This is a genomic window from Phytomonospora sp. NPDC050363 (assembly GCF_040655735.1).
Taxonomy (GTDB): Bacteria; Actinomycetota; Actinomycetes; order Mycobacteriales; family Micromonosporaceae; genus Phytomonospora.
Genome location: NZ_JBFAKK010000004.1, coordinates 38,423 through 59,360 on the forward strand (window position 1 = coordinate 38,423; position 20,938 = coordinate 59,360).

The 20,938-nt window shown below is 70.5% G+C and carries 22 protein-coding genes; 11 read left to right on the forward strand and 11 right to left on the reverse strand.

Translation table 11 applies throughout. The features are described from left to right. The first annotated feature begins 31 nt into the window (after positions 1-31). From AB0I28_RS11290 to larA, 3 genes are read left to right on the forward strand one after another with little or no spacing between them, the layout of a single operon-like run. Positions 32-778: an SDR family oxidoreductase gene (locus AB0I28_RS11290; RefSeq protein ID WP_357492076.1), complete on the forward strand. Its 747-nt coding sequence runs from the start codon at positions 32-34 to the stop codon at positions 776-778. A gap of 41 nt (positions 779-819) precedes the next feature. Beyond that, the gene (locus AB0I28_RS11295; protein ID WP_357492078.1) at positions 820-1,653 is read left to right on the forward strand and encodes a fumarylacetoacetate hydrolase family protein; all 834 of its coding nucleotides are present in this window, start codon (positions 820-822) and stop codon (positions 1,651-1,653) included. Between the two features lie 2 nt (positions 1,654-1,655). After that, a complete protein-coding gene (larA, locus tag AB0I28_RS11300) occupies positions 1,656-2,927 on the forward strand; it encodes a nickel-dependent lactate racemase (protein ID WP_357492080.1) in 1,272 nt (423 codons plus the stop codon). Between the two features lie 817 nt (positions 2,928-3,744). Here the strand turns inward: larA and AB0I28_RS11305 are convergent. Then, complete coding sequence (locus tag AB0I28_RS11305) at positions 3,745-3,984, reverse strand: hypothetical protein (RefSeq protein ID WP_184787728.1); 240 nt, start codon at positions 3,982-3,984, stop codon at positions 3,745-3,747. Positions 3,985-4,341: 357 nt separating this feature from the next. Beyond that, positions 4,342-5,979: an RNA polymerase sigma factor gene (locus AB0I28_RS11310; protein ID WP_357492082.1), complete on the reverse strand. Its 1,638-nt coding sequence runs from the start codon at positions 5,977-5,979 to the stop codon at positions 4,342-4,344. A gap of 272 nt (positions 5,980-6,251) precedes the next feature. Here AB0I28_RS11310 and AB0I28_RS11315 point away from each other — a divergent pair, with 272 nt between their 5' ends. Further along, positions 6,252-7,079, forward strand: coding sequence for an inositol monophosphatase family protein (locus tag AB0I28_RS11315; protein WP_357493258.1), 828 nt, complete (start codon positions 6,252-6,254; stop codon positions 7,077-7,079). Here the strand turns inward: AB0I28_RS11315 and AB0I28_RS11320 are convergent. Beyond that, a complete protein-coding gene (locus AB0I28_RS11320) occupies positions 7,069-7,584 on the reverse strand; it encodes a LytR C-terminal domain-containing protein (RefSeq protein WP_357492084.1) in 516 nt (171 codons plus the stop codon). The genes AB0I28_RS11315 and AB0I28_RS11320 overlap by 11 nt on opposite strands. A 331-nt stretch (positions 7,585-7,915) precedes the next feature. Here AB0I28_RS11320 and AB0I28_RS11325 point away from each other — a divergent pair, with 331 nt between their 5' ends. After that, entirely contained in the window at positions 7,916-8,215 is a 300-nt protein-coding gene (locus AB0I28_RS11325; RefSeq protein ID WP_184787731.1) for a DUF4193 domain-containing protein, read from the forward strand. A gap of 35 nt (positions 8,216-8,250) precedes the next feature. Here AB0I28_RS11325 and AB0I28_RS11330 read toward each other — a convergent pair whose 3' ends face one another. Then, on the reverse strand, positions 8,251-8,739 hold the full coding sequence (locus AB0I28_RS11330) for a DUF3093 domain-containing protein (RefSeq protein ID WP_357492086.1): 489 nt from the start codon (positions 8,737-8,739) through the stop codon (positions 8,251-8,253). A gap of 29 nt (positions 8,740-8,768) precedes the next feature. Here AB0I28_RS11330 and dut point away from each other — a divergent pair, with 29 nt between their 5' ends. The 4 genes from dut (at position 8,769) to AB0I28_RS11350 (ending at position 11,254) form a co-directional block, all read left to right on the forward strand. Next, a complete protein-coding gene (gene dut / locus AB0I28_RS11335; protein WP_357492088.1) occupies positions 8,769-9,254 on the forward strand; it encodes a dUTP diphosphatase in 486 nt (161 codons plus the stop codon). Positions 9,255-9,262: 8 nt separating this feature from the next. Beyond that, positions 9,263-9,970, forward strand: a complete 708-nt coding sequence (locus tag AB0I28_RS11340) for a DUF3710 domain-containing protein (protein WP_357492090.1) — start codon at positions 9,263-9,265, stop codon at positions 9,968-9,970. A 251-nt stretch (positions 9,971-10,221) separates the two neighbouring features. Then, positions 10,222-10,587 (forward strand): OB-fold nucleic acid binding domain-containing protein, encoded by a 366-nt coding sequence (locus AB0I28_RS11345; RefSeq protein WP_357492092.1) that lies wholly within the window; start codon positions 10,222-10,224, stop codon positions 10,585-10,587. Positions 10,588-10,603: 16 nt separating this feature from the next. Then, on the forward strand, positions 10,604-11,254 hold the full coding sequence (locus tag AB0I28_RS11350; protein WP_357492094.1) for a DUF3159 domain-containing protein: 651 nt from the start codon (positions 10,604-10,606) through the stop codon (positions 11,252-11,254). Here the strand turns inward: AB0I28_RS11350 and AB0I28_RS11355 are convergent. Both AB0I28_RS11355 and AB0I28_RS11360 read right to left on the reverse strand, forming a co-directional pair. Beyond that, the gene (locus AB0I28_RS11355; protein WP_357492095.1) at positions 11,251-11,922 is read right to left on the reverse strand and encodes a TrkA family potassium uptake protein; all 672 of its coding nucleotides are present in this window, start codon (positions 11,920-11,922) and stop codon (positions 11,251-11,253) included. The genes AB0I28_RS11350 and AB0I28_RS11355 overlap by 4 nt on opposite strands. After that, positions 11,922-12,587, reverse strand: a complete 666-nt coding sequence (locus AB0I28_RS11360; protein WP_357492097.1) for a TrkA family potassium uptake protein — start codon at positions 12,585-12,587, stop codon at positions 11,922-11,924. The genes AB0I28_RS11355 and AB0I28_RS11360 overlap by 1 nt, the downstream gene beginning before the upstream one ends. 166 nt (positions 12,588-12,753) lie before the next feature. On the opposite strand from AB0I28_RS11360, the gene AB0I28_RS11365 reads away from it, so the two are divergent. Both AB0I28_RS11365 and AB0I28_RS11370 read left to right on the forward strand, forming a co-directional pair. Next, positions 12,754-14,721, forward strand: a complete 1,968-nt coding sequence (locus AB0I28_RS11365) for an APC family permease (protein WP_357492099.1) — start codon at positions 12,754-12,756, stop codon at positions 14,719-14,721. Further along, positions 14,718-15,926: a TRAM domain-containing protein gene (locus AB0I28_RS11370; protein WP_357492101.1), complete on the forward strand. Its 1,209-nt coding sequence runs from the start codon at positions 14,718-14,720 to the stop codon at positions 15,924-15,926. Before AB0I28_RS11365 ends, AB0I28_RS11370 begins: the two co-directional genes overlap by 4 nt. A gap of 100 nt (positions 15,927-16,026) precedes the next feature. Here the strand turns inward: AB0I28_RS11370 and AB0I28_RS11375 are convergent, their stop codons facing one another. From AB0I28_RS11375 to AB0I28_RS11395, 5 genes are read right to left on the reverse strand one after another with little or no spacing between them, the layout of a single operon-like run. Further along, positions 16,027-16,731, reverse strand: a complete 705-nt coding sequence (locus AB0I28_RS11375) for a dipeptide/oligopeptide/nickel ABC transporter ATP-binding protein (protein ID WP_357492102.1) — start codon at positions 16,729-16,731, stop codon at positions 16,027-16,029. Continuing rightward, on the reverse strand, positions 16,728-17,633 hold the full coding sequence (locus AB0I28_RS11380) for an ABC transporter ATP-binding protein (protein WP_357492104.1): 906 nt from the start codon (positions 17,631-17,633) through the stop codon (positions 16,728-16,730). The genes AB0I28_RS11375 and AB0I28_RS11380 overlap by 4 nt, the downstream gene beginning before the upstream one ends. Continuing rightward, complete coding sequence (locus tag AB0I28_RS11385) at positions 17,618-18,433, reverse strand: ABC transporter permease (protein ID WP_357492106.1); 816 nt, start codon at positions 18,431-18,433, stop codon at positions 17,618-17,620. The genes AB0I28_RS11380 and AB0I28_RS11385 overlap by 16 nt, the downstream gene beginning before the upstream one ends. Continuing rightward, a complete protein-coding gene (locus tag AB0I28_RS11390) occupies positions 18,430-19,368 on the reverse strand; it encodes an ABC transporter permease (protein ID WP_357492107.1) in 939 nt (312 codons plus the stop codon). Before AB0I28_RS11390 ends, AB0I28_RS11385 begins: the two co-directional genes overlap by 4 nt. Further along, positions 19,365-20,918 (reverse strand): ABC transporter substrate-binding protein, encoded by a 1,554-nt coding sequence (locus AB0I28_RS11395; protein ID WP_357492108.1) that lies wholly within the window; start codon positions 20,916-20,918, stop codon positions 19,365-19,367. Before AB0I28_RS11395 ends, AB0I28_RS11390 begins: the two co-directional genes overlap by 4 nt. Positions 20,919-20,938: the final 20 nt, after the last annotated feature.

The following is a 20,938-nucleotide window of genomic DNA, read 5'->3' on the forward strand; positions in this document are numbered from 1 at the left end:
CGGATCCGGTGACCGCGGGAAAGGACAAGTCATGAGCGACCGGCCCCTCGCGTTCGTCACCGGTGCCGCCTCCGGCATCGGCTACGCCACCGCCCTGCGCCTCGCGCGCGCCGGCTACGGCATCACCGCGGCCGACGTCGACGCCGTCGGCCTCCAGCGCACCGCGCACGCCATCGAGGAAGCGGGCGGGTCGGCGACCGTCCACGCCTTCGACATCCGCGACGACACCGCCCTGGCCGCCGTGCTCGACGAGACCGGCACCCCCGCCGTCCTGGCCAACATCGCCGGCGTGGGCGTCGCGGCGCCGCTGGCCGACACCAGCACCGAGGACTGGGACCGCATCATCTCCATCAACCTCACCGCGGTCTTCACCACCTGCCGCGCCGTCATCCCGCGCATGCTCGAAGCCGGCGGCGGCAACATCGTCAACGTCGGCTCGGTCGCCGGGGTCGTCGGCGTCGCCAACCGCGCCGCCTACTGCGCCTCCAAAGGCGGCGTCATCTCCCTGACCCGCTCCATCGCCGCCGACTACGCCGCCAAGGGCATCCGCGCCAACGCCATCTGCCCCGGCACCGTCGCCAGCGAATGGATCGGCAAGATCCTCGCCGACGCGCCCGACCCCGAGGCCACCCGCCGCGCCATGGAGGCCCGGCAACTCGACGGACGCATGGGCAGCCCCGACGAGGTCGCCGCCGGAATCGCCTTCCTCGTCAGCGAGGACGGCCGCTTCGTCAACGGCACCGCCTTCGTCATGGACGGCGGCATGACCTCCGTCTGACCCGCGGCCCCCCACCCACAGCCTCCACAAAGGACACCACCATGCACCTCGTCACCCACGACGACAACGGCACCGAGACCCTCGGCGTCCTCCGCGACGGACACGTCCACGCCGTCACCGGCGCCGCTACCATGGCCGAACTCATCGAAACCCCCGGCGCCCTCGACAAGCTCACCGTCGCGCCCGAAGGCACACCCCTGGCCGACGTGCGCCTCCTCGCGCCCCTCCCGCGTCCCCGCAACGTCATCTGCATCGGCCGCAACTACCGCGAACACGCCGACGAGGAGGGCACCGAGACACCCGCCGAACCCGCCGTGTTCCTCAAGACCACCACCAGCGTCGTCGGACCCGGCCACGACATCACCTGGGACCCCGCCTATACCGCCCAGGTCGACTACGAGGCCGAGCTCGCCGTGATCATCGGGCGCACCGCCCGGCACGTCGACGAGTCGCAGGCGCTGTCGTACGTCTTCGGGTACACCTGCCTCAACGACGTCAGCGCGCGCGACCTCCAGTTCGGCGACCTCCAGTGGTCGCGAGGGAAGTCCCTCGACACCTTCTGCCCGATGGGGCCCGCGCTGGTGACGGCCGACGAGGTCGCCGACCCGCAGAGCCTCGACATCCGCTGCGTCCTCAACGGCACGACCGTCCAGGAGGCCAACACCGAGGTCATGTACCACTCGGTCGCCAAGATCATCGCCCACTGCTCGCGCGCCTTCACCCTCCACCCCGGCGACGTCATCGCCACCGGGACCCCGGGCGGCGTCGGCATCTTCCGCGACCCGCCGCTGCTGCTCGGCGACGGCGACGAGGTCGTCATCGAGATCGACGGCATCGGGCGCCTGGTCAACCGCTGCCGCACCGAGAAGGCCTGACCGTGCGCGTCCGCCTCGCCTACGGCGAGCACGGCCTCGATGCCGACTTCCCCGCCGAGCGGACCGTCGTCGTCGAGCCCGCCTACGTCGACGGCGCTCCCGACCCCGCCGCGCTGCTGCGGCGGACCCTGCGCGAACCCGTCGCCGGGCCGCCTCTGCGCGAGATCGTCCGGCCCGGGCAGACCGTCGCCATCTCCATGTGCGACGGCACCCGGGCGCAACCACGGCATCTGATGATCCCGGCCGTCCTCGCCGAACTCGACGGGATCGTCGACCTCGACGACGTCGTGATCCTCGTGGCGACCGGCACCCACCGCGGCAACTCGCCCGAGGAGATCGCCGCGATGCTGGGCACCGACCTGGCCGCACGGGTGCGGGTCGTCAATCACGACGCCCGCGACGAGTCGTCGCTGGTCTGGTGCGGAACCCACGGCGACGGGGTCCCCGTGTGGCTGAACCGGCTGTGGGTCGAGGCGGACGTGCGGATCACCACCGGCTTCGTCGAGCCGCACTTCTTCGCCGGCTTCAGCGGCGGACCCAAGCTAGTCGCCCCCGGCCTGGCGGGCTTGGAGACGGTGCTGACGCTGCACGACGCCAAGCGGATCGGCCATCCCTCGGCGACGTGGGCGATCTGCGAGGGAAACCCCGTCCACGACGACATCAGGGCCGTGGTCGCCGGTGCGGGGAAGGTCGACTTCGCCTTCGACGTGCTGCTCAACCGGGAGCAACAGGTCGTGGCCGCCTTCGCCGGGGAGTTGTTCGCCATGCACGCCGCCGCCCGCTCCGCGGCCAGAGAACTGGCGATGCGTCCCGTCGACGGACTCTTCGACGTCGTGGTGACGACGAACTCGGGTTTCCCGCTGGATCAGAACCTTTATCAGGCGGTGAAGGGCATGACCGCCGCCGCGACCGTCGTCAAGGAGGGCGGCGTGATCGTCTGCGCCGCCGAATGCCGCGACGGTTTCCCCGACCACGGGTCCTACCGCGAGGTGCTCTCCTCGGCGGAGTCGCCGAGAGCGCTGCTCGACGGGATCATGGCCAGGCCGGACACGCGGCCCGACCAGTGGCAGGTGCAGATGCAGGCGAAGGTGCAGTGCAAGGCGCGTGTGGTGGTGTGCGCCGACGGGTTGGGGGAGGAGGACCTGCGCGCGGCGCACCTGGAGTGGACCGACGACGTGGGCGCGACCGTGCGGGAGGCCCTGGCGACGGCGGGGGAGGGAGCACGGGTGTGCGTGCTGCCGGAGGGGCCGCAGACGATTCCGTACGTGGGGTAGCGCGGGTAGGGCGGGGCAGGTGGTCAGGACGGGATGAGGCAGGGGCAGGCATGCGGTAGGTGCCTGGGTGGAGTGGCGTCTGGGCCGGCGGGACTGGCGTGCTCGGAAATGCCGGTGGTGGGCGCGGAGGGGACGGTTGTAATCTAGTCGGTCGATAAGGCTTAGTTATGTCATACCCTGCATCCATGCGGAGTGTTCCACGAAGGAAAGCCCGCAACGGCTGGAGAGGCCCATTTGTCCCGGTCGGCGACGGGTAGGAGTGGCGGCGGCCGCCGGGGCGTCGGGCCGTGCTTCGCCGCCGACGCCAACACGGACGGCGGCGTCGACTCGCGGGCGCCCTCGCGCCGTCTCCGCCGGACGATCCGCGGCGGCCTCCTCCCGCAACTACCGAGAGCGAATCCCGGGTCAGGCCGTGCATTCGCCCCAGCGCCCGGCTGAACCTCTATCCCTCGCGCGCGACCATCCCACGCCCGTCACCATTTCGTCCCGCGCCTCCCACGAACGCTGAGGCGAACGCGGAGCCGGCGCGCCGCCCGGCTCCACTCCCGCAACCTCAACCGATCCAGCCGGCTCGGCCCAACCTCACCTTGCTCGACCCACCCCCACCCGCCACCTGACCTGAGCCGGCCCCGCCCGCCTTGGCTCAACCCCCTCCGCCCACCTGCCTTTCAATCAGCCCCGCTTGGCATGCGGCCCAGCCCCGCCCGCCCGCACGCATCACTCACACGCACCCCCCGCCCACGCAAAACACCACGCCCCCGGCCGAAGCCGGGGGCGTGGTGGTCAGTCTCGCCGGGAGAGTCTTTGTGGACCCAACCTAGTTCTTAGACATCAGGTCGCTGCCGCGCCAGGTGAACTCGGGGTCGGCGACGAAGTCGACCGCGATCTTCACCAGCTGCTCGGCGTACTTGTTGGCGTGGTGTCCGCAGAACACCAGGTCGCCGGCTTCGTCGGCAAGGACAATACGTACCTTGGCCGCTGCGGAGCACCGGTCGCAGCGCTCACCGGTGATAGGACGCGCCGCCGTCTCCGGCGGGGGCATCAGGGTCGGGGTCATTGACTCCTCCTCGTCCGCTGTGACCGGTCAACGCCACTCGTCCTGACGTGGGCTGGTCCGGGGGTTACATGACTCAAGGTCCAACACGCATCCGACGCCAATGCCTTCCCCAATCTCGTCGTCGGCGACGTGTCTCACACCGCCTTGCGCTTTCTTCTTCCATTGTCACCGATCGGACCGACAGTTCCGTGGGCCCGGCGTGTACGAAGTGGGTACCCGATCTGACGACCGGGCATACCTCTCGTAGCGCCATGACCACTGGCAGATCACGGTATACAACCGATGCCATGATCGGCAACCCATGACCACGGACGATCCGCGTACCGATGACGGACAGTGACCGAAGGGTTGAAATACTCAGTCCAAATAGTCGCGAAGTACCTGCGAACGTGACGGGTGCCGCAACTTGGACATCGTCTTCGACTCGATCTGGCGGATCCGCTCGCGGGTCACACCGTAGACCTGGCCGATCTCGTCGAGGGTGCGCGGCTGGCCGTCGGTCAGACCGAACCGCAGCCTGACGACACCCGCCTCCCGCTCCGAGAGCGTCTGCAGAACCTGCTGAAGCTGGTCCTGAAGCAGAGAGAACGACACCGCATCGACGGCGACGACCGCCTCGGAGTCCTCGATGAAGTCACCGAGCTGGCTGTCGCCCTCGTCACCGATGGTCTGGTCCAGCGAGATCGGCTCGCGAGCGTACTGCTGGATCTCCAGAACCTTCTCGGGGGAGATGTCCATCTCCTTGGCGAGCTCTTCCGGGGTGGGCTCGCGGCCCAGGTCCTGGAGGAGTTCACGCTGTATGCGGCCGAGCTTGTTGATGACCTCGACCATGTGCACCGGTATACGGATGGTGCGGGCCTGGTCTGCCATCGCCCGTGTGATGGCCTGTCGGATCCACCATGTCGCGTAGGTCGAGAACTTGAAGCCCTTGGTGTAGTCGAACTTCTCGACGGCACGGATCAGGCCGAGGTTCCCCTCCTGGATGAGGTCCAGGAAGGCCATGCCGCGACCGGTGTAGCGCTTGGCGAGCGATACGACCAGGCGGAGGTTGGCCTCCAGGAGGTGGTTCTTGGCGCGGTCGCCGTCGCGGGTGATCCACGACAGGTCCCGGCGAAGCTGCATCGGCAGCTTCTCGCCGGCCTCCTCGGCGGTGCGCAGTCGTTCGACCGAGTAGAGCCCGGCCTCGATGCGCTTGGCGAGCTCGACCTCCTGCGCCGCGTTCAGCAGAGGCACTTTGCCGATCTGCTTGAGGTAGGCGCGGACGGAGTCGGCCGAAGCGGTCATCTCGGCGTCTTTACGAGCCTGCTTGAGGGCTTCGGAGTCCTCGTCGTCCCAGTCGAAGTCGAGACCGTCGGACCCGAGGTCGGGTTCGTCGTCGTCCTTCTTCGAGCTCGTCTTCTTGGCCGTGGTCTTCTTCGCGGTCTTCTTGGCGGCGGTCTTGCGTGCCGTCTTGCGCGGAGCTGCGTCCTCGGCCGCCATTTCGGCTTCGAAGGCGGCCTCGTCGAAGTCGTCGCCGGGCTCGTCGACCAGGTCGGGGTCGGCGGGCTTTGCGGCGGCGGTCTTCTTGGCGGTCGTCTTCTTCGCCGCGGCCTTCTTGGCGGTGGCCTTCTTGGCCGCCGCCTTCTTCGCCGGTGCGGAGGTCTCGTCCGGGGAGTCGCCCTCGGGGTCGGCGTTGACCGAGCTGGTCGTCACCTTCGCCGGGGTCGCCCGCTTGCGGGTTGTGCGCGCGGTGGTCGCCTTGGACGCCGGTGTGGCGGCCCTGGCGGCCGGCACCCGGCGGCGGGAGGTGTTTGCCGAGCCGTCGACGACGACGGTGACGTCGGCGTCGGCGAGCGCGCGGAGGATCTTCTTCCCCTGTGCCGGGGTCACCCCCGCGCTCTCGAGTGTGTGGGCGACTTCTCCGGAGGTGACCTGCCCGCCGTTGTTGGCGGCCTGCTCCAGAATGGACTCAGTGAGAGAGCGGATGTCAATGCCGGTGGGGCGCGCTGCTGTCACGAACTACCTTCCGAGGCGTTGGCGGGCACACCGAACCGTAGCCGGTTCGATTGGGTTTCTTGGTCTGCGAACCCCCGCGTCGCTTCGGCGTCGCGTGGGCAGGCGTGAATTGTAACGCCCTACTGCCCCGATCATCTTCTGTCAAGGCCGCTGTGATGAAAAAACCCACCTGAAGATCGACGTGGGTCCTCACTTGGCACGATGGGTCCGTGGACAGCGAAGAATTCTCCGATCATCCCATCACGCCTGAGTGGCCCCTGCCTTTCGGGTCGATTCCGGGCGAATACGACATCGATCTGCTTCTGGATCTGGCTCTGGAGGTGGCTGCCGAAGCGGCCGGCCTCGCCCGGGCCGAGCGGCTCGCGGCGGTGTCGCAAATCAGCACGAAGTCGACAGTTAACGATGTGGTCACAGCTGCCGACAAGGCGGCCGAGGAGCTGATCGTGTCCCGGCTGTCGGCGGCGCGCCCTCACGACGCCTTCATCGGCGAGGAGGGCGGCGCCCGGACGGGTTCGGGCGCCGACGGGGTGCGGTGGATCGTCGACCCCATCGACGGGACGGTCAACTACGTCTACGGGATGCCCTTCTACGCCGTCTCGCTGGCCGCTGAGGCCGGCGGGAGGCTGCTGGCCGGGGTGGTGCACAACATCGCCACGGGGACCGTCTATCACGCCTCGGCGGGGTCGGGCGCGTTCCGCGACGGCGAACGGGTCACCTGCAACGCGCCGGTTGACCTCGGGCGGTCGATGCTGGCGACGGGGTTCGGTTACGACCCGGAGCAGCGCGCCCGTCAGGGGGCGGTGCTGGCCGGTGTGCTGCCGCATGTGCGCGACATCCGGCGCACGGGGTCGGCGGCGCTGGACCTGTGCATGGTCGCCGACGGGACGGTCGACGCCTACTACGAGAGCGGCCCGAACGTGTGGGACTACGCCGCCGGGGGGATCATCGCCGCCGAGGCCGGTGCCGTGGTGAGCGGACTCGACTCGGACGTGCCCGGGCGGGCGATGATCCTCGCGGCGGCTCCCGGTGTGCACGGTCCACTTCGTGGACTTCTGCGAAGTCGGAAAGCCGACAGTGCCTTCCGGAGTGTCACGGGTTGATCGGGCAGGTTCCCGTCGGAGCGGTCGGCCGGCCGATCTCTCCGAGGGACTGCACCTTCTCGCTCTCGGTGTTGACCTGGCGGAAACCGGTGCCGATGATCACATCGACGACGGCGTCATCGCGCTCGGGATCGAACTTGCGGGCCGAGTCGAGGAAGTAGGCGCTCAGCACGTGGCCGGCGCCGACCGCCTGCGGTCCGAAGCGGACCTCGGCGCTGACCTCCAGGTCATCGCGCTTCTTGTTGCCGACCTTGACGACCTTGTAGCCGTACTCTTCGAGATCGCCCTTGACCTGCTCGGCGAGTCCCGGTTCGCCCGTTCCGTTGAACACGCGGACCTCGACGTCCTTGGGTTCGGGCATCTCCAGGCTCACGCGGACCTTGTCGCTGGCACATCCCCCGAGGTCGGCCTGCGAGTCGTTGAGGATCGCCCAGCCGGCGGTCGCGGTGGCCACCAGAGCGAGCACGCCGACGATGATCAGCGCCCGGACGCGAGCGAGCCGCATGAGGCCTCCCCTTTAGTTGACGACGGCAAGAGGCTATCTTGTCCCGGCGCCCCTACGGATTCGCATGGTCGACTCCGGCGCGCCGAACTTCCCTCTGACCGCGCGAACACCTAACCTTCTGAGTCGCCTGGGTCACATTGGGAACATTTTTTGGGCGGCGGGTGTAACTAGGATGCGCTGACGCGGTAAGGTACCGCGCCTCAGGGGGAACCCCGCCGGGTGACCGTGGACCGCAGTGTTGTCGACAAGGGACGGCGCGGGAGCTTGCCGCGGGCAGGAATATCAGTGCTCGGATGCCGGGCGCGAACAAGACATGGGAGTGTGAACACCAATGGCTACCGACTACGACGCGCCGCGTCGGGACTCGGACGACTCGAGCGAAGACAGCCTCGAAGAGCTCAAGTCGCGTCGTACCGATGCGCAGTCGGGCAGCGTGGATGTTGACGAGGCGGAGGTGGCCGAGAACTTCGAGCTGCCCGGGGCGGATTTGGCCGATGAGGAGCTGACGGTCAAGGTCCTGCCGATGCAGACCGACGAGTTCCGTTGCTCAAGTTGCTTCTTGGTCCATCACCGCAGTCAGCTTGCCTCGCAGAAAAAGGGAAAACTCATCTGCCGAGACTGCGCCGCCTAACGCGGGGCCGTCACCGGGGCGTGGGGCCCGACAGATCAGGACACAGGGTGTGCGTCGTCCACGGGACGGGGCGCACCCTGTGCGCTACGCAAGGCCTCGGCCAGCCGTTCGGGACGGCGGGTCGACACGATCCAGTACGGGGTGGGGTCGTCGGCGTCGTTCACCTCGACGCGGACGGCGCCGCGCACCCACGGACGCTGAACCACGAAGGCCAGGGGGTGCAGGCCGACGCTGAGGGCGTCGCGCAATGCCGTCCCCTCCAGGGGCGTCACCTCGCCGATGAACTCGACGGGGAGGTTGGCGTCGTCGACCTCGAGGCGTCCCCCGACCACCGACACCCGCAGGCGCCCGAGCCACAGCAGCAGCGCGGTCGCGGCCGGCAGGCCCACGGCATAGGGAAGCCACACGCGCACGCCGGGCGCGCCCATGTGGATCTCGGCGGCCAACAGTGCGACGATCGCCAGGGTCACTGGCCAGGCCCACCATGGCACGTACATGCGTTCACGAAACGAACCGTCGGTCACGGTTCGAGGTTAGCGAGAGGCTTGACGACATGTCGGAGCGGACCGAAGAGGTCACGGTCGGGTTGCGGTTGATCGACGCCGGGCTCCCCGCGCCGGCCTACGCCCACGACGGCGACGCCGGTGCCGACCTGTACGCCGCGCAGGACGTCGAACTGCCCCCGGGACACCGTGCCCTGGTGCCCACCGGTGTGGCCGTCGCGCTGCCGGACGGTTACGTAGGGCTGGTCCATCCCCGCTCGGGGCTCGCCGCCCGGCTGGGCGTGACCGTGCTCAACGCACCGGGTACGGTCGACGCCGGTTACCGTGGCGAGATTCTGGTCAACCTGATCAACCATGACCGAGACGACACCGCGAAAATCGCCCGCGGTGACCGCATAGCGCAGCTAGTCGTCCAGCGCGTCGCGCGAGCCCGGTTCAACGTCACCGAGACGCTGCCCGACACCGAGCGAGGCGCCGGCGGGCACGGATCGACCGGCGGCCACGCGGCGCTGGACCGGACTGATCGGAAGGACTGAGGGAAACGGTGTTTGGACGCCGCAAGAAGAAGGACGCCGGCCGCGGCGAGCCCACGCCGGTGGAGAAGGACGTCGCCGACGACGACCTCACCGAGACCGAGGACGAGGAAGGCGGCGCCGGTCCCTACGACGCCTCCGAGGCGCCCAAGGACGGCGTGAAGCGGCTCGACCTGGGCAGCCTGCGCGTACCGGTCGTCGAGGGCGTCAACGTCCAGATGCAGGGCGACCAGCAGGGCAACATCAAGCAGATCGTGCTCGTGCACGGCGAGAGCGCCCTGCAGCTCACCGCGATCGCCGCACCCCGCACCGAGGACATCTGGGACGAGGTCCGCGAGGACATCCAGGCCCAGATCCACCGCGAGGGCGGCAGCGTCAAGGAAGGCGAAGGCGAGTGGGGCCCCGAACTCCACGCCCGCCTCAAAGGCCCCAAGGGAACCGTCCAGGCGCGGTTCATCGGCATCTCCGGGCCGCGCTGGATGGTCCGCGCGGTGTTCCAGGGCAAGGCCGCCATCGACGACGAGGCCGCAGAGGTCCTCGACGGATGCCTGCGCGGCGTGATCGTCGACCGCGGCACCGAGGCGATGCCCGTGCAGGAGATCCTGCCGATGCAGCTGCCCAAGGAGGTCGCCGAACGCGCTCGCGCGCAGGCCGAGGCCGCGCAGAACGGCGGAGCGCGCAAGCCCTCACCGGGACCGTCGGCGGCCGCCGACGAGTGACCCCCGGCGGGGAGACACACCACTGACGGGACGTCCCACGAGTGCCCCACGGCACCCGTGAGACGTCCCGTTCGCATACCGGCTGAATACCCTGCGCACACACGGTTGTGGCGCACATCCCCTCCGGGGACCCCCGGTCTGCACCCCCGATCACAGCCCCCGCCACCCTTTGACCGCCCGGCGTACGCTGGATCGAGGAAGTCCTCTCACAAAAGGGAGCAGGAGTCGTGCCGGCCACGAGAGAACGTCGGTTGTCACCGCTGAGACGGGCGATCGCACGCCTGTCGGCCGACGACTCGGAACTCGACGCCCAGGAGCTCCAGCGAGAGTGCCTGCGCGCTTCGTGCAAGCCCATGGGCCTGATCGCCGCCGGCGAACAGGTCGCGGTCACCGGACGCCTCAAGTCCGTCACCTTCACCCCCTGCACCAACCTGCCGCTCCTCGAAGCCCTTCTGTACGACGGAAGCGACATGATCAGCCTCGTCTGGCTGGGCCGTCGCAGGATCGCCGGAATCGAACCCGGACGACTTCTCACGGCACGCGGACGGGTGGCTCTGCGGGAGGAACGTAAAGTTATCTACAACCCGCACTACACCCTGGCGGCGCCTACGTCGTGACCGGATGAGGAGCAACGTGACCGAAGAACAACGCGCGACCGCGAGCGAGCAGGCAGAGCAGCCCTTCGGCGAGCAACTGGCCGCCCAGCTCGGGGGAGTCCGCGGCCTGATCGAGGCCAGTGTGCCCGTCGGCGTGTTCGTCGTGGTCAACCTCATCTGGGACCTGCGCCCCGCGATCATCACGGCGGTCGCCTCGGCGCTGGCCATCGCCGCGTGGCGGCTGTTCCGCAAGGAGACGATCCGGCACGCCCTCAACGGCCTGTTCGGCATCGCCGTCGGCGCCTACCTCGCCTGGAAGAGCGGTGACGCCGAGGACTTCTACCTCCCCGGCATCCTCATCGGCCTCGTCTACGGCGTCGCCATGCTCATCTCGGTGGTGTTCCGCCAGCCGGCCATCGGCTGGGTCTGGTCGGTCGTCGCCGGCGGCGGCAAGGGCGAATGGCGCGCCAACCCGCGCCTGCTGCGCATCTTCACCTGGCTCACCGTCTTGTGGGGCGTGGTGTGGCTCGCCAAGAACATCGTCCGCTGGGCCCTCTACGCCATGGGCGCCGACACCCCCCTGGGCGTGGTCACCATCGCCGCGGGATACCCCGTGACGGGCGCGCTGGTCGCCATCACCATCTGGGCGGTGCGCAAGGACCTCTCGCTGAAGTCCAAGCCCGCCTAGGGCCTGCCCGGCGAGCCCAGCAGCACGACCTTCAACGCCTCCTCGGCGTCCTCGGCGCACACGAACACCAGCTCGTCACCGGCCTCGATCGGGTCGTCGGGCGTGGGCGTGATGACCCGCCGCCCTCGCAGGATCGCCGTGAGCGCGCTGTCCGGCGGCATCGGGATCTCCCGCACCGGCCGGCCCACGTAGGGCGCGTCGTCGGGAAGCGTGATCTCCACGAGGTTGGCCTGCGACTGCCGGAAGGTCATCAGGCGCACGACCTCGCCGACAGACACCGCCTCCTCGACGAGCGCCGCCAGCAGCCGGGGCTTGCTCACCGACACGTCGACGCCCCACTGCTCGGTGAAAAGCCACTCGTTCTCGGCGCGGTTGACGCGCGCCACCACGCGGGGGACACCGAACTCGGTCTTCGCCAGCAGCGACAGCACCAGGTTGGCCTTGTCATCACCGGTCGCGGCCACCACGACCTCGCAGTCGGCCAGCCGCGCCGCCTGGAGGCTCGACAGCTCGCACGCGTCGGCCAGCAGCCACTCCGCCTCCGGCACCCGCTCGGGCCGAAGCATCTTCGGGTTGCGCTCGATCAGCAGGATCCGGTGGCCGTTGTCGGCCAGTTCCGCGGCGATGGACCGGCCGACGTTGCCCGCCCCCGCGATCGCCACCCGCATCACTGTGCTCCTTCCGGCGCCGCGGCCGCCACGCGCCGCACGTTCCTGGCCAGGTCGTCGGTGACCAGCGCGAACAGCTGGTCCCCGTCCTGGATCACCATCGAAGGAGTCGGCAGGACGCCGAGCCCGAAGCGCACGACATAGGTCGTGCGCACCCCGGTCGCCGTCTCCAGGCGCTCCAAGGGCTGGCCGATCCAGTCGGCGTGGAGGAACAGCTCGATCATCGCCACCGAACTCGTCGAGTCGCGCCACACCTCGATGTCGGGGCCCGGGTCGAGGTGGCGCATCAGGCGGCTCGCGGCCCACCGGACCGTCGCCACCGTCGGGATGCCCAGCCGCTCGTAGACCGCCGCGCGCCCGGAGTCGTAGATGCGGGCCACGACGTTGCCGACGCCGTAGACCTCGCGCGCGACCCTGGCGGCGATGATGTTGGAGTTGTCGCCGGAGGAGACCGCGGCGAAGGCGTCGGCGCGGGAGATGCCGGCCTCGGTCAGCACCGTGCGGTCGAAACCGACCCCGGTGATCATCTGACCCTCGAAGTCGCGGTCGAGCCGCCGGAACGCCTCGGGGTTCTGGTCGATGACCGCGACCGAATGCCCGCGTTCGGTGAGCCCGCGAGCGAGGGTCGAACCGACCCGCCCGCAACCCATGATCACCACATGCACCCGTGTGTCTCCCGTTTGACGTGCGTGGACGCGCGCACGGCCCGTCCCTGTTCCTGACAGCCTGCCACGTGACCCATCGTGCCCGGTCGTTCACGTGGGAACGCGCCTGCGACGAGTTGCGGCCGGGCGGGCGCGCGCCGCCGTCACCGGTGGCTACTCTGTCGCAGTGGCAAGTCCAACTTCGCTGGTGAAGCGTCTGCTCCTGGGCCGACCGTTTCGCTCAGACCGGCTCTCGCACGCCGTGCTACCCAAACGCGTCGCGCTTCCGGTGTTCGCCTCCGACGCGATGTCCTCGGTCGCCTACGCGCCCGAGCAGATCTTCCTCGCGCTGAGCATCGCCGGTGCCGGCGCCTACGTCTACAGCGGCTGGATCGGCCTGTTCATCTCCCTGGTCATGATCGCCGTGGTCGCCTCCTACCGGCAGAACGTCAACGCCTACCCCTCCGGCGGCGGTGACTACGAGGTCGCCACCGTCAACCACGGGCCCGCCTTCGGCCTGGTCGTGGCCAGCGCCCTGCTCGTCGACTACGTCCTCACCGTCGCCGTGTCGATCTCGGCGGCCGCCGCCAACATCGGCTCGGCCTGGAACCTCGTCGACGAGCACAAGGTCGCCTTCTCCCTGATCGCCATCGCCCTGCTCGCCGCGGTCAACCTGCGCGGCATCCGTGAGTCGGGCGTCGCCTTCGCCGTGCCGACCTACGCGTTCATCTTCGGCGTCGCGGCCATGATCGTCTACGGGCTGTTCCGCGTCTTCGTCCTCGGCGACGAACTGCGCGCCGAGAGCGCCGACTACGGCCTCATCGCCGAGGAACCCGACCTGGCCGGCGCGACGCTGGTCTTCCTCCTGCTGCGGACCTTCGCCTCGGGCTGCGCCGCCCTCACCGGCGTCGAAGCCATCGCCAACGGTGTCCCGTCGTTCAAACCGCCCAAGGGAAAGAACGCGGCCACCACCCTGCTGCTCATGGGCGGCATCGCGGTGACCATGTTCATGGGCCTGGTCGCCCTGGCCAGGATCACCCAGGTCAAGATGGCCGAGAACCCCGCCGACCTCACCGGCACCCCCGACGGATTCATCCAGAAGACGCTCCTGGCGCAGCTGGCCGACACCGTCTTCGACCACTTCCCGATCGGTTTCGTCTACGTCACGGCCGTCACCGGGCTCATCCTCGTCCTGGCCGCCAACACCGCCTTCAACGGCTTCCCGGTCCTCGGCTCGATCCTCGCCCAGGACCGTTACCTGCCGCGCCAGCTGCACACCCGCGGCGACCGGCTCGCGTTCTCCAACGGCATCGTCATGCTCGCCCTGGCAGCAATGGTCCTCGTCGCCATCTACGACGCCGACGAGCACAAGCTCATCCAGCTCTACATCGTGGGCGTGTTCGTGTCCTTCGTGATGTCGCAGAGCGGCATGATCCGCCACTGGAACCGGCTGCTGCGCACCGAACGCGACACCAAGGCACGCCACCGCATGCGCCGCTCCCAGGCCATCAACGCCTTCGGCCTGCTGATGACCGCGACCGTTCTGGTCATCGTCATCATCACGAAGTTCACCCACGGCGCGTGGCTGTCCATCGTGTTCATGGTGATGTTCTACCTGCTCATGCGGGCCATCCGGAAGCACTACGACAAGGTCTCCCACGAGCTCGTGCCGCCCGACGAGCGGCCGCCGCTGCCCTCGCGCAACCACGTCGTCGTCGTGGTCAGCAAGCTCCACCTGCCGACCCTGCGCGCCCTGTCCTACGCCCAGGCGACCCGTCCCGACAGCATCGTCGCGCTCACCGTGAACGTCGACGACGCCGAGACCCGCGCGCTCCAGGCCGAGTGGGACCGCAGGCGCATCCCGGTGCCCCTGTCGGTCGTCGAGTCGCCCTACCGCGAGATCACCCGCCCGATCATCGACCACATCAAGTCGCTGCGAAAGGCCTCGCCGAGAGACGTGGTGACGGTCTTCATTCCGGAGTACGTGGTGGGCCGCTGGTGGGAGCATCTCCTGCACAATCAGAGCGCCCTGCGCATCAAGAGCCGCCTGCTCTTCGAGCCGGGCGTGATGGTCACCAGCGTGCCCTGGCAGCTGGTGTCCAGCGAGAACCGTGATCCAGACCGCTTCGACGACAGGATGACCCCGCACCGATGAGCAACGACAGAGACCTCCTCACCGTCGAGGTCGGGGCGGTCGCCCACGGGGGGCACTGCGTCGCTCGCCACGACGGCCGTGTCATCTTCGTCCGGCACGCCCTCCCCGGCGAGACCGTCCGGGTCAAGATCACCGAGCGCAAGACCGGGTACCTCCGCGGCGACGCCGTCGAGATCCTCACCCCCGCTCCCGGACGGCGCGAGGCGCCCTGCCCCTACGCCCACCCCGGCGGCTGCGGCGGCTGCGACTTCCAGCACGCCGACCCCAAGACCCAGCTCGACCTGAAGACGGCGGTGCTGCGCGAGCAGCTCGTGCGCCTCGGCGGGATGAGCGTCGAAGAGGTCGAGCAGTACGAGGTCGAGGCCCTGCCCGGCGGCGAGGCCGGCTGGCGCACCCGGATGCAGTACGCCGTCGACTCCACCGGCCGCGCAGGCCTGCGCGGCCACCGCTCGCACCACGTCGTCCCCATCGACAGGTGCATGGTCGCCACCCCGCGCATCCAGGAAGCCGACGTCTTGGAGACCGACTGGAGCGGCTTCGGCTCCGTCGGCGTCGTCGACTCCGCCGCGCCCGAACTGTCCGTCCACGCCACCCGCGGGCGCCAGGAAGGGCACGGGCGCCGCGCGCACGCCGAGCAGATCAGCGGGCCGGCGCTGATCGGCGAGAACGTCGGCGAGCGCCGCTTCGAGCTCATGTCGGAGGCCTTCTGGCAGGTCCACCGCCACTCCGCGAGGACCTTCACCCAGACCGTGATCGAACTGCTGGACCCCCAACCCGCCGAGAGCGCGTGGGACCTCTACGGCGGGGCGGGGCTGTTCGCCGTCGCCCTCGCCGAAGCGGTCGGCGAGCACGGAGACGTGACCCTCGTCGAGACCGACCGGCGGGGGAACGCCACCGGCAACCTCGCCGACCTGCCGCAAGCGCGCGCGGTTTACGGGGACGTGGCCGCGCTCGTCGACGAGCTGCCGCAGCCTGACGTGATCGTGCTCGACCCGCCGAGGTCAGGTGCGGGGGAGCGGGTCATCACGGGGATGGTGGACGCGGTGCCGCGGGCGATCGCGTATGTGGCGTGCGATCCGGCGGCGCTGGGGCGTGACGTGAAGACCTTCGCGAAGCTCGGCTGGGGGCTGCGGACGCTGCGGTCGTACGACGCGTTTCCGATGACGCACCACTTCGAGACGATTGCTTTGTTCGAGCGGGTGTAGGGAGCGGGAGGGGCTGGGTTCGGCCGTGGGCGGGGCTCATGCGCCGGCTCGGCGGCGCTTTTCGCTTCGCCTTGATGGCTGCGAGATCCGCAATGCCATCTCACAGCCCATCCCTCCGAACCCTCTGGCCACCCGCCCCCTCACCCATCAGCCTCCCTGACTCCATGCGCGCGACGCGGTCGGCGAGCACGGCGAGCCGGTCGGCGTCGTGGCTGACGACGACCAGCGCGGTGCCGTGCTCGTCGGCGGCCGTCCGGAGGAGGCGGGTGATGCCGGCGGCGGTGGTGGTGTCGAGGCCGGCGGTGGGTTCGTCGGCGAAGACGACGCGGGGGCCGGCGATGAGGGCGCGGGCGATGGCGACGCGCTGGCATTGACCGCTCGACAGGACCGTCGGCCGGGCGTGTGGGTCGAGATGGGCGAGCCCGACGCGCGTGAGCCAGTCCTCGGCGGCGGCGCGGCGGGCTGCCTTGTCGCCGGTGGTGGGGATGAGAGGTTCGGCGACGGTGCGCCAGAGGGGCCAGCGTGGATCGAGGCTTCCGCGCGCGTCCTGGAACACGGGCATCGCCCAGCCGGGCGGCGGCCTGCGCTCGGCGGGGCGGCCGTCGCGGAGGATTTCGCCGGCGTCGGGCCGTTCGACGCCCATGAGCAGGCGCAGCAGCGTCGACTTGCCGGACCCGGATCTGCCTTCGACGCCGAGGATCTCGCCGGGCGCGAGCGCGAGGTCCACATCGGACACCGCGTGCACGGTGAGGCGTCCTTTCCGGTATGTGCGCGACAGTCCGCGCGCCTCGACGACGAGGTTCATCCGCTCACCACCGGGCAGGCCACGCCGTCGGCGAGGGCCGGATCGCTGTGGTGGCAGGCGTTGACGGCCAGCGGGCAGCGGGGGGCGAAGGCGCAGCCGACGATGTCCGCCCGCAGATCGGGTGGGGTGCCGGGCAGTTCGGTCGGCAGTCCGTGGCCGGGCCGGGGTGTGGCGGCGACCAGGGCGCGCGTGTAGGGGTGCCGGGGTGCGGTCAGTGCATCGCGCCCGACCTCGACGACGCGGCCGGCGTAAAGGACCGCGACCTGGTCGGCGACGGCGGCCACGTGGCGCAGGTCGTGGCTGACCAGCAGCAGGGCCCGGCTGTCGCGGCGGAGGACGCCGAGTGTGATGGCGGCAAGTTCGGCGTCGAGGGCGCTGGTCGGCTCGTCGGCGAGCGTGACGAGCGGGCCGTGGACCCCGGCTCCGGCGATCTGCGCGCGCTGGAGCATCCCGCCCGACCACTGGTGCGGGTGCTGCCGCAGGCGCTCGGCGGGGCGGTCGATGCCGACGGCGCGGGCGCGTTCGGCCGGGGCGCCCGGTGGCGGGCGCAGTCGTCTGGCGCGCCACGCTTCCCGCAGACTGCGGCCCACGGTCCATAGTGGATCGGCGGCGGTGTGCGGGTCTTGGGCGACGTGACCGAGCAGGCCGCCGCGCAGGCGCCGCATGGCCGCACGGTCGGCGCCGACGGCCTCGACCCCGCCGACGATCGCCGAACCCGTGACCACGCTTGCCCTGGGCAGCAACGAGAGCAGCGCGCGCAGGAGCGTCGACTTGCCCGACCCGGATTCGCCGACGAGGGCGAGGCACGCGCCGTCGGCGAGCGCGAGGCTCACGCCGCGAAGCGCGCGCGTGCCGTCGGGGTAGGTGACGTGGAGGTCGTCGACGGTCAGAACCTCGGCCACGCTCGCCTCCCCGGATCGACGCGCTCGCGGGCGCCGTCGGCGACCAGCGAGACCGCGGTGACGGCGAGGAAGATCGCCGTGGTCGGGACGATGATGAGCCAGGGGGCGGCGATCACGTCATGGCGGCTGTCGGCGAGCATCCGGCCCCATTCGGCGGTGGGCGGTGCCGCGCCCAGCCCGAGGAACGACAGGGCCGCCAGGGACAGGATGAGCTGTCCGACGCCGAGGGTGGCGACCACGACGACGCGCGCGGCGGCCCCAGGGAGCACGTGGGCGCACATGGCGCGGACCGGGCCGATGCCCGCCATGCGCGCGGCGATCACGTCGGGGCGCTCGCGGGCGGCGTGGACGTAGGTGTGCGCGAGCCGCGCGGTCGGCGCCCACGCCGTGGCCGACATGGCCAGCACGAGCTGCCAGAGTCCCGGCCCGAGGGCGCCGGCGATCGCCAGGGCCACCACGGTCTGGGGCAGTGCGAGCGCGAGATCCACCACGCGGGCGACGACCTGTTCCCCGAGGCGTCCGGCGAGGGCGCCGAGGGTTCCGGCGAACAGTCCGACGGCGACCGAGACGAGCCAGACCGCGCCGACCGAGCCGAGGGTCGTGCGCGCGCCGGCGGCGAGGCGGGCGGCGAGGTCGCGGCCGAGCTGGTCGGTGCCGAGAGGGTGGGCGGCGCCGGGCGCGGTGAGTTCGGCGGTGTAGTCGACTCGGTCGGGGTCGGGCAGGGCCAGCGGTGCGGCCACGGCGAGAACGGCGAGCGCCACCAGCAGCCACGCTCCTATGTGGAGGGAACGGGGGATCACCGGGTCCGGCTCCGCAGGCGCGGGTCGACGGCCGCGGCGAGGAGCCGGGCCGCCAGGTCGGCGGCGAGGTAGGCGATGACTCCGAGCAGCACGATCGCCTGGACGACGGGCAGGTCTCCGGCGTCGATGGAGGTGATGAGAAGCCTGCCCACGCCCGGCCAGGTGAAGAGGGTCTCGATGACGGCGGCGCCGGCGAGGAGGCCGCCGGTGCTCATCGCCGCGACGGTGAGGAAGGGCGCGGCGGTGTGCGGGAACCCGTGCAGGAGCAGCAGTCTGAGCCTTCCGGACCCGCGTGCTCGCGCGGTGTCGGCGTGGGGCGCGTCGAGGGCGTCGCGCAGGCCGCCGCGCAGGACGCGCGCCCACTCGGCGCCGATGCCGACGGCAAGGGGGATCGCCGGGAGGAGAGCCCCCGACCAGCTCCCGTCGGCGACGACGCGGCCGATCCCGGCGCCGACCACGACGAACTCCAGCAGCACCACGCCGAGGGCGAAGGACGGTACCGCCGAGCCGCCGAAGACGAGTCCCCGTGCGGCCAGATCGGTGCCGCCGCCCGGATTCCCGACGCCGGGCACCGCCAGGGCCACGGCCAGGACGACGGCGAAGAGGAGCGCGACGAGGGTCAGCCGGATTGTCGGGGGAAGCCGTTCGGCGAGCTCGGCGGCGACGGGATCGCCGGTGCGCCAGGAGATCCCGAAGTCGCCGTGGGCCGCGGCGGTCAGCCAGCGGCCGTACTGCACCAGGTAGCCGTCGTCGAGGCCGAGCGCGTGCCGGGTGGCGTCGACCTCGGCGGGGGTCGGGGCCGGATCGCCCTGGGAGAGCAGGATCTGGCGTGCGGGATCGACGGGCGCCAGCAGCATCAGCGCCCACACCAGGGCGCCGGCGGCGAGCAGGATCGCGACCGTGGTCGCCAGACCGCGCAGGACCAGCCGGGTCATCGCTCGCCGGGAGAGGTGCCGCCGTCGACGTGCTGGAGTACCGAGGACACGCGGTAGCCGGCGTGGGCGGGGGACGCGACGACGCGGACGGGCCGGTCGGCGATGAACAGGGCGTAGGTCCGCTCGGCGACGGCGATGCGCTGGACCTCGCCGAGGAGCCGGGCGCGTTCGGTCTCGTCGAAAGCGGCCGACAGTTCGTCGAGGATCCGGTCGAGTTCGGCATCGCCGACGGCGCCGAAGTTGTACTGGCCCCCGGTGTGCAGGAAGTCGTGCAGGCGGCCCAGCGGGTCGTAGGTGGTGCCGAGGGCGCTGTCGAAGCTCATGCCGACGTCCCAGCCGCTCGGGTCGGCCATGGCCTCGTAGTTGGCGGGGACGTCGCGGACCTCGACGGCGAAACCGGCGGGCGCGAGCTGGGCCTGGAGGGCGGTGGCGATGACGGCGGTGTCGGGCTGGCTGCCGTAGGACAGGATCGTCACGGTCAGTTCGCGGCCGTTCTTGACGCGGATCCCGTCGGCGCCGGGTGTCCAGCCGGCGGTGTCGAGCAGGTGGGCCGCTTCGGCGGGGTCGGTGCGCAGGTCATCGCGTGCGTAGGGCACCGAGGTCGGGAACATTCCCACCGGTGGGGTGTAGAGCCCGTCCATGGCGTCCTCGGCGAGGGTCCGGTAGTCGATCGCCAGCGCGAGGGCTTTGCGGACGTCGGTGTCGCCGAGCACGCCCCGGGTGTTGACGAAACCGCGCAGGGGAGATGGATTGGCCGGCGCGGTGAGGATCCGGGCGTCGTCGCCGAGGTTGCGCAGGGCCTCCGACGGCGGGTAGAAGGCCAGATCGGCCTCGCCCGAGCGCACCGCGAGCACCCGGGCCTGGCCGTCCTCCACAAAGGACACCTCGACGCCGGTGAGCAACGCGGGGCCGAGCCGGTAGTTCTCGTTTCGCTTCAGGGTCAGGCGATCGGAGGTCAGCGAGGCGACGGTGAACGGCCCGGTGTAGATCCCCAGCGCGGCCAGGGCGGCGTTGTCGGACAGGTCGGGCGCCTCGGCCAGCGCGGCGGCGTCGAACACGGGCAGGACGCCCTCGTCGGCCAGGAGGTTGGGGAGGTTGGGCCTCGGCTCGCCGGTGTCGAGCACGACGGTCAGCGGACCGTCGACGGACGCCTTCGCCTTTCCCAGCAGTGATCGCGCGCGCTTGTTGTCCGCGAGGTTGGTCTCGATGAGGCTCGCGAGGGCCTCGGCGCCGAGCTCGTGACCATTGTGGAAGGCCAAGCCGGGCCGGAGTGTGAGGTGCCAGGTGGTATCGGTCGCCCGGTACAGCTTCTCCAGCAGCCAGGGCTCGACCGTGCCGCTCTCGGTGGCGCGCATCAGAAGTTCGCCGTAGCCCCACTCGGGCGCCCACAGGCCCTGCTGTAACGGGTCGAGGGACTTGACGCTGTAGGGCGTCACGACCCGCAGGACGCCCGCGTCGGCGTCCTGCGCGGGGGAGGAGCAGGCGGTCAGCGTCGCGGCGGCCAGTAGCGCGAGGGCGCCGGCCAGGCGGGTCAAGGGGCGTCGGGGCAAGGTCTCGACCTCCAACTCGT

Bases quoted from the DNA above. Each gene is read 5' to 3' on its own strand.
- AB0I28_RS11290 (WP_357492076.1), top strand. From the start codon at position 32: ATGAGCGACCGGCCCCTCGCGTTCGTCACCGGTGCCGCCTCCGGCATC.
- AB0I28_RS11295 (WP_357492078.1), top strand. From the start codon at position 820: ATGCACCTCGTCACCCACGACGACAACGGCACCGAGACCCTCGGCGTC.
- AB0I28_RS11305 (WP_184787728.1), bottom strand. From the start codon at position 3,984: ATGACCCCGACCCTGATGCCCCCGCCGGAGACGGCGGCGCGTCCTATC.
- AB0I28_RS11320 (WP_357492084.1), bottom strand. From the start codon at position 7,584: ATGCGGCTCGCTCGCGTCCGGGCGCTGATCATCGTCGGCGTGCTCGCT.
- AB0I28_RS11325 (WP_184787731.1), top strand. From the start codon at position 7,916: ATGGCTACCGACTACGACGCGCCGCGTCGGGACTCGGACGACTCGAGC.
- dut (WP_357492088.1), top strand. From the start codon at position 8,769: ATGTCGGAGCGGACCGAAGAGGTCACGGTCGGGTTGCGGTTGATCGAC.
- AB0I28_RS11355 (WP_357492095.1), bottom strand. From the start codon at position 11,922: ATGCGGGTGGCGATCGCGGGGGCGGGCAACGTCGGCCGGTCCATCGCC.
- AB0I28_RS11370 (WP_357492101.1), top strand. From the start codon at position 14,718: ATGAGCAACGACAGAGACCTCCTCACCGTCGAGGTCGGGGCGGTCGCC.
- AB0I28_RS11375 (WP_357492102.1), bottom strand. From the start codon at position 16,731: ATGAACCTCGTCGTCGAGGCGCGCGGACTGTCGCGCACATACCGGAAA.
- AB0I28_RS11390 (WP_357492107.1), bottom strand. From the start codon at position 19,368: ATGACCCGGCTGGTCCTGCGCGGTCTGGCGACCACGGTCGCGATCCTG.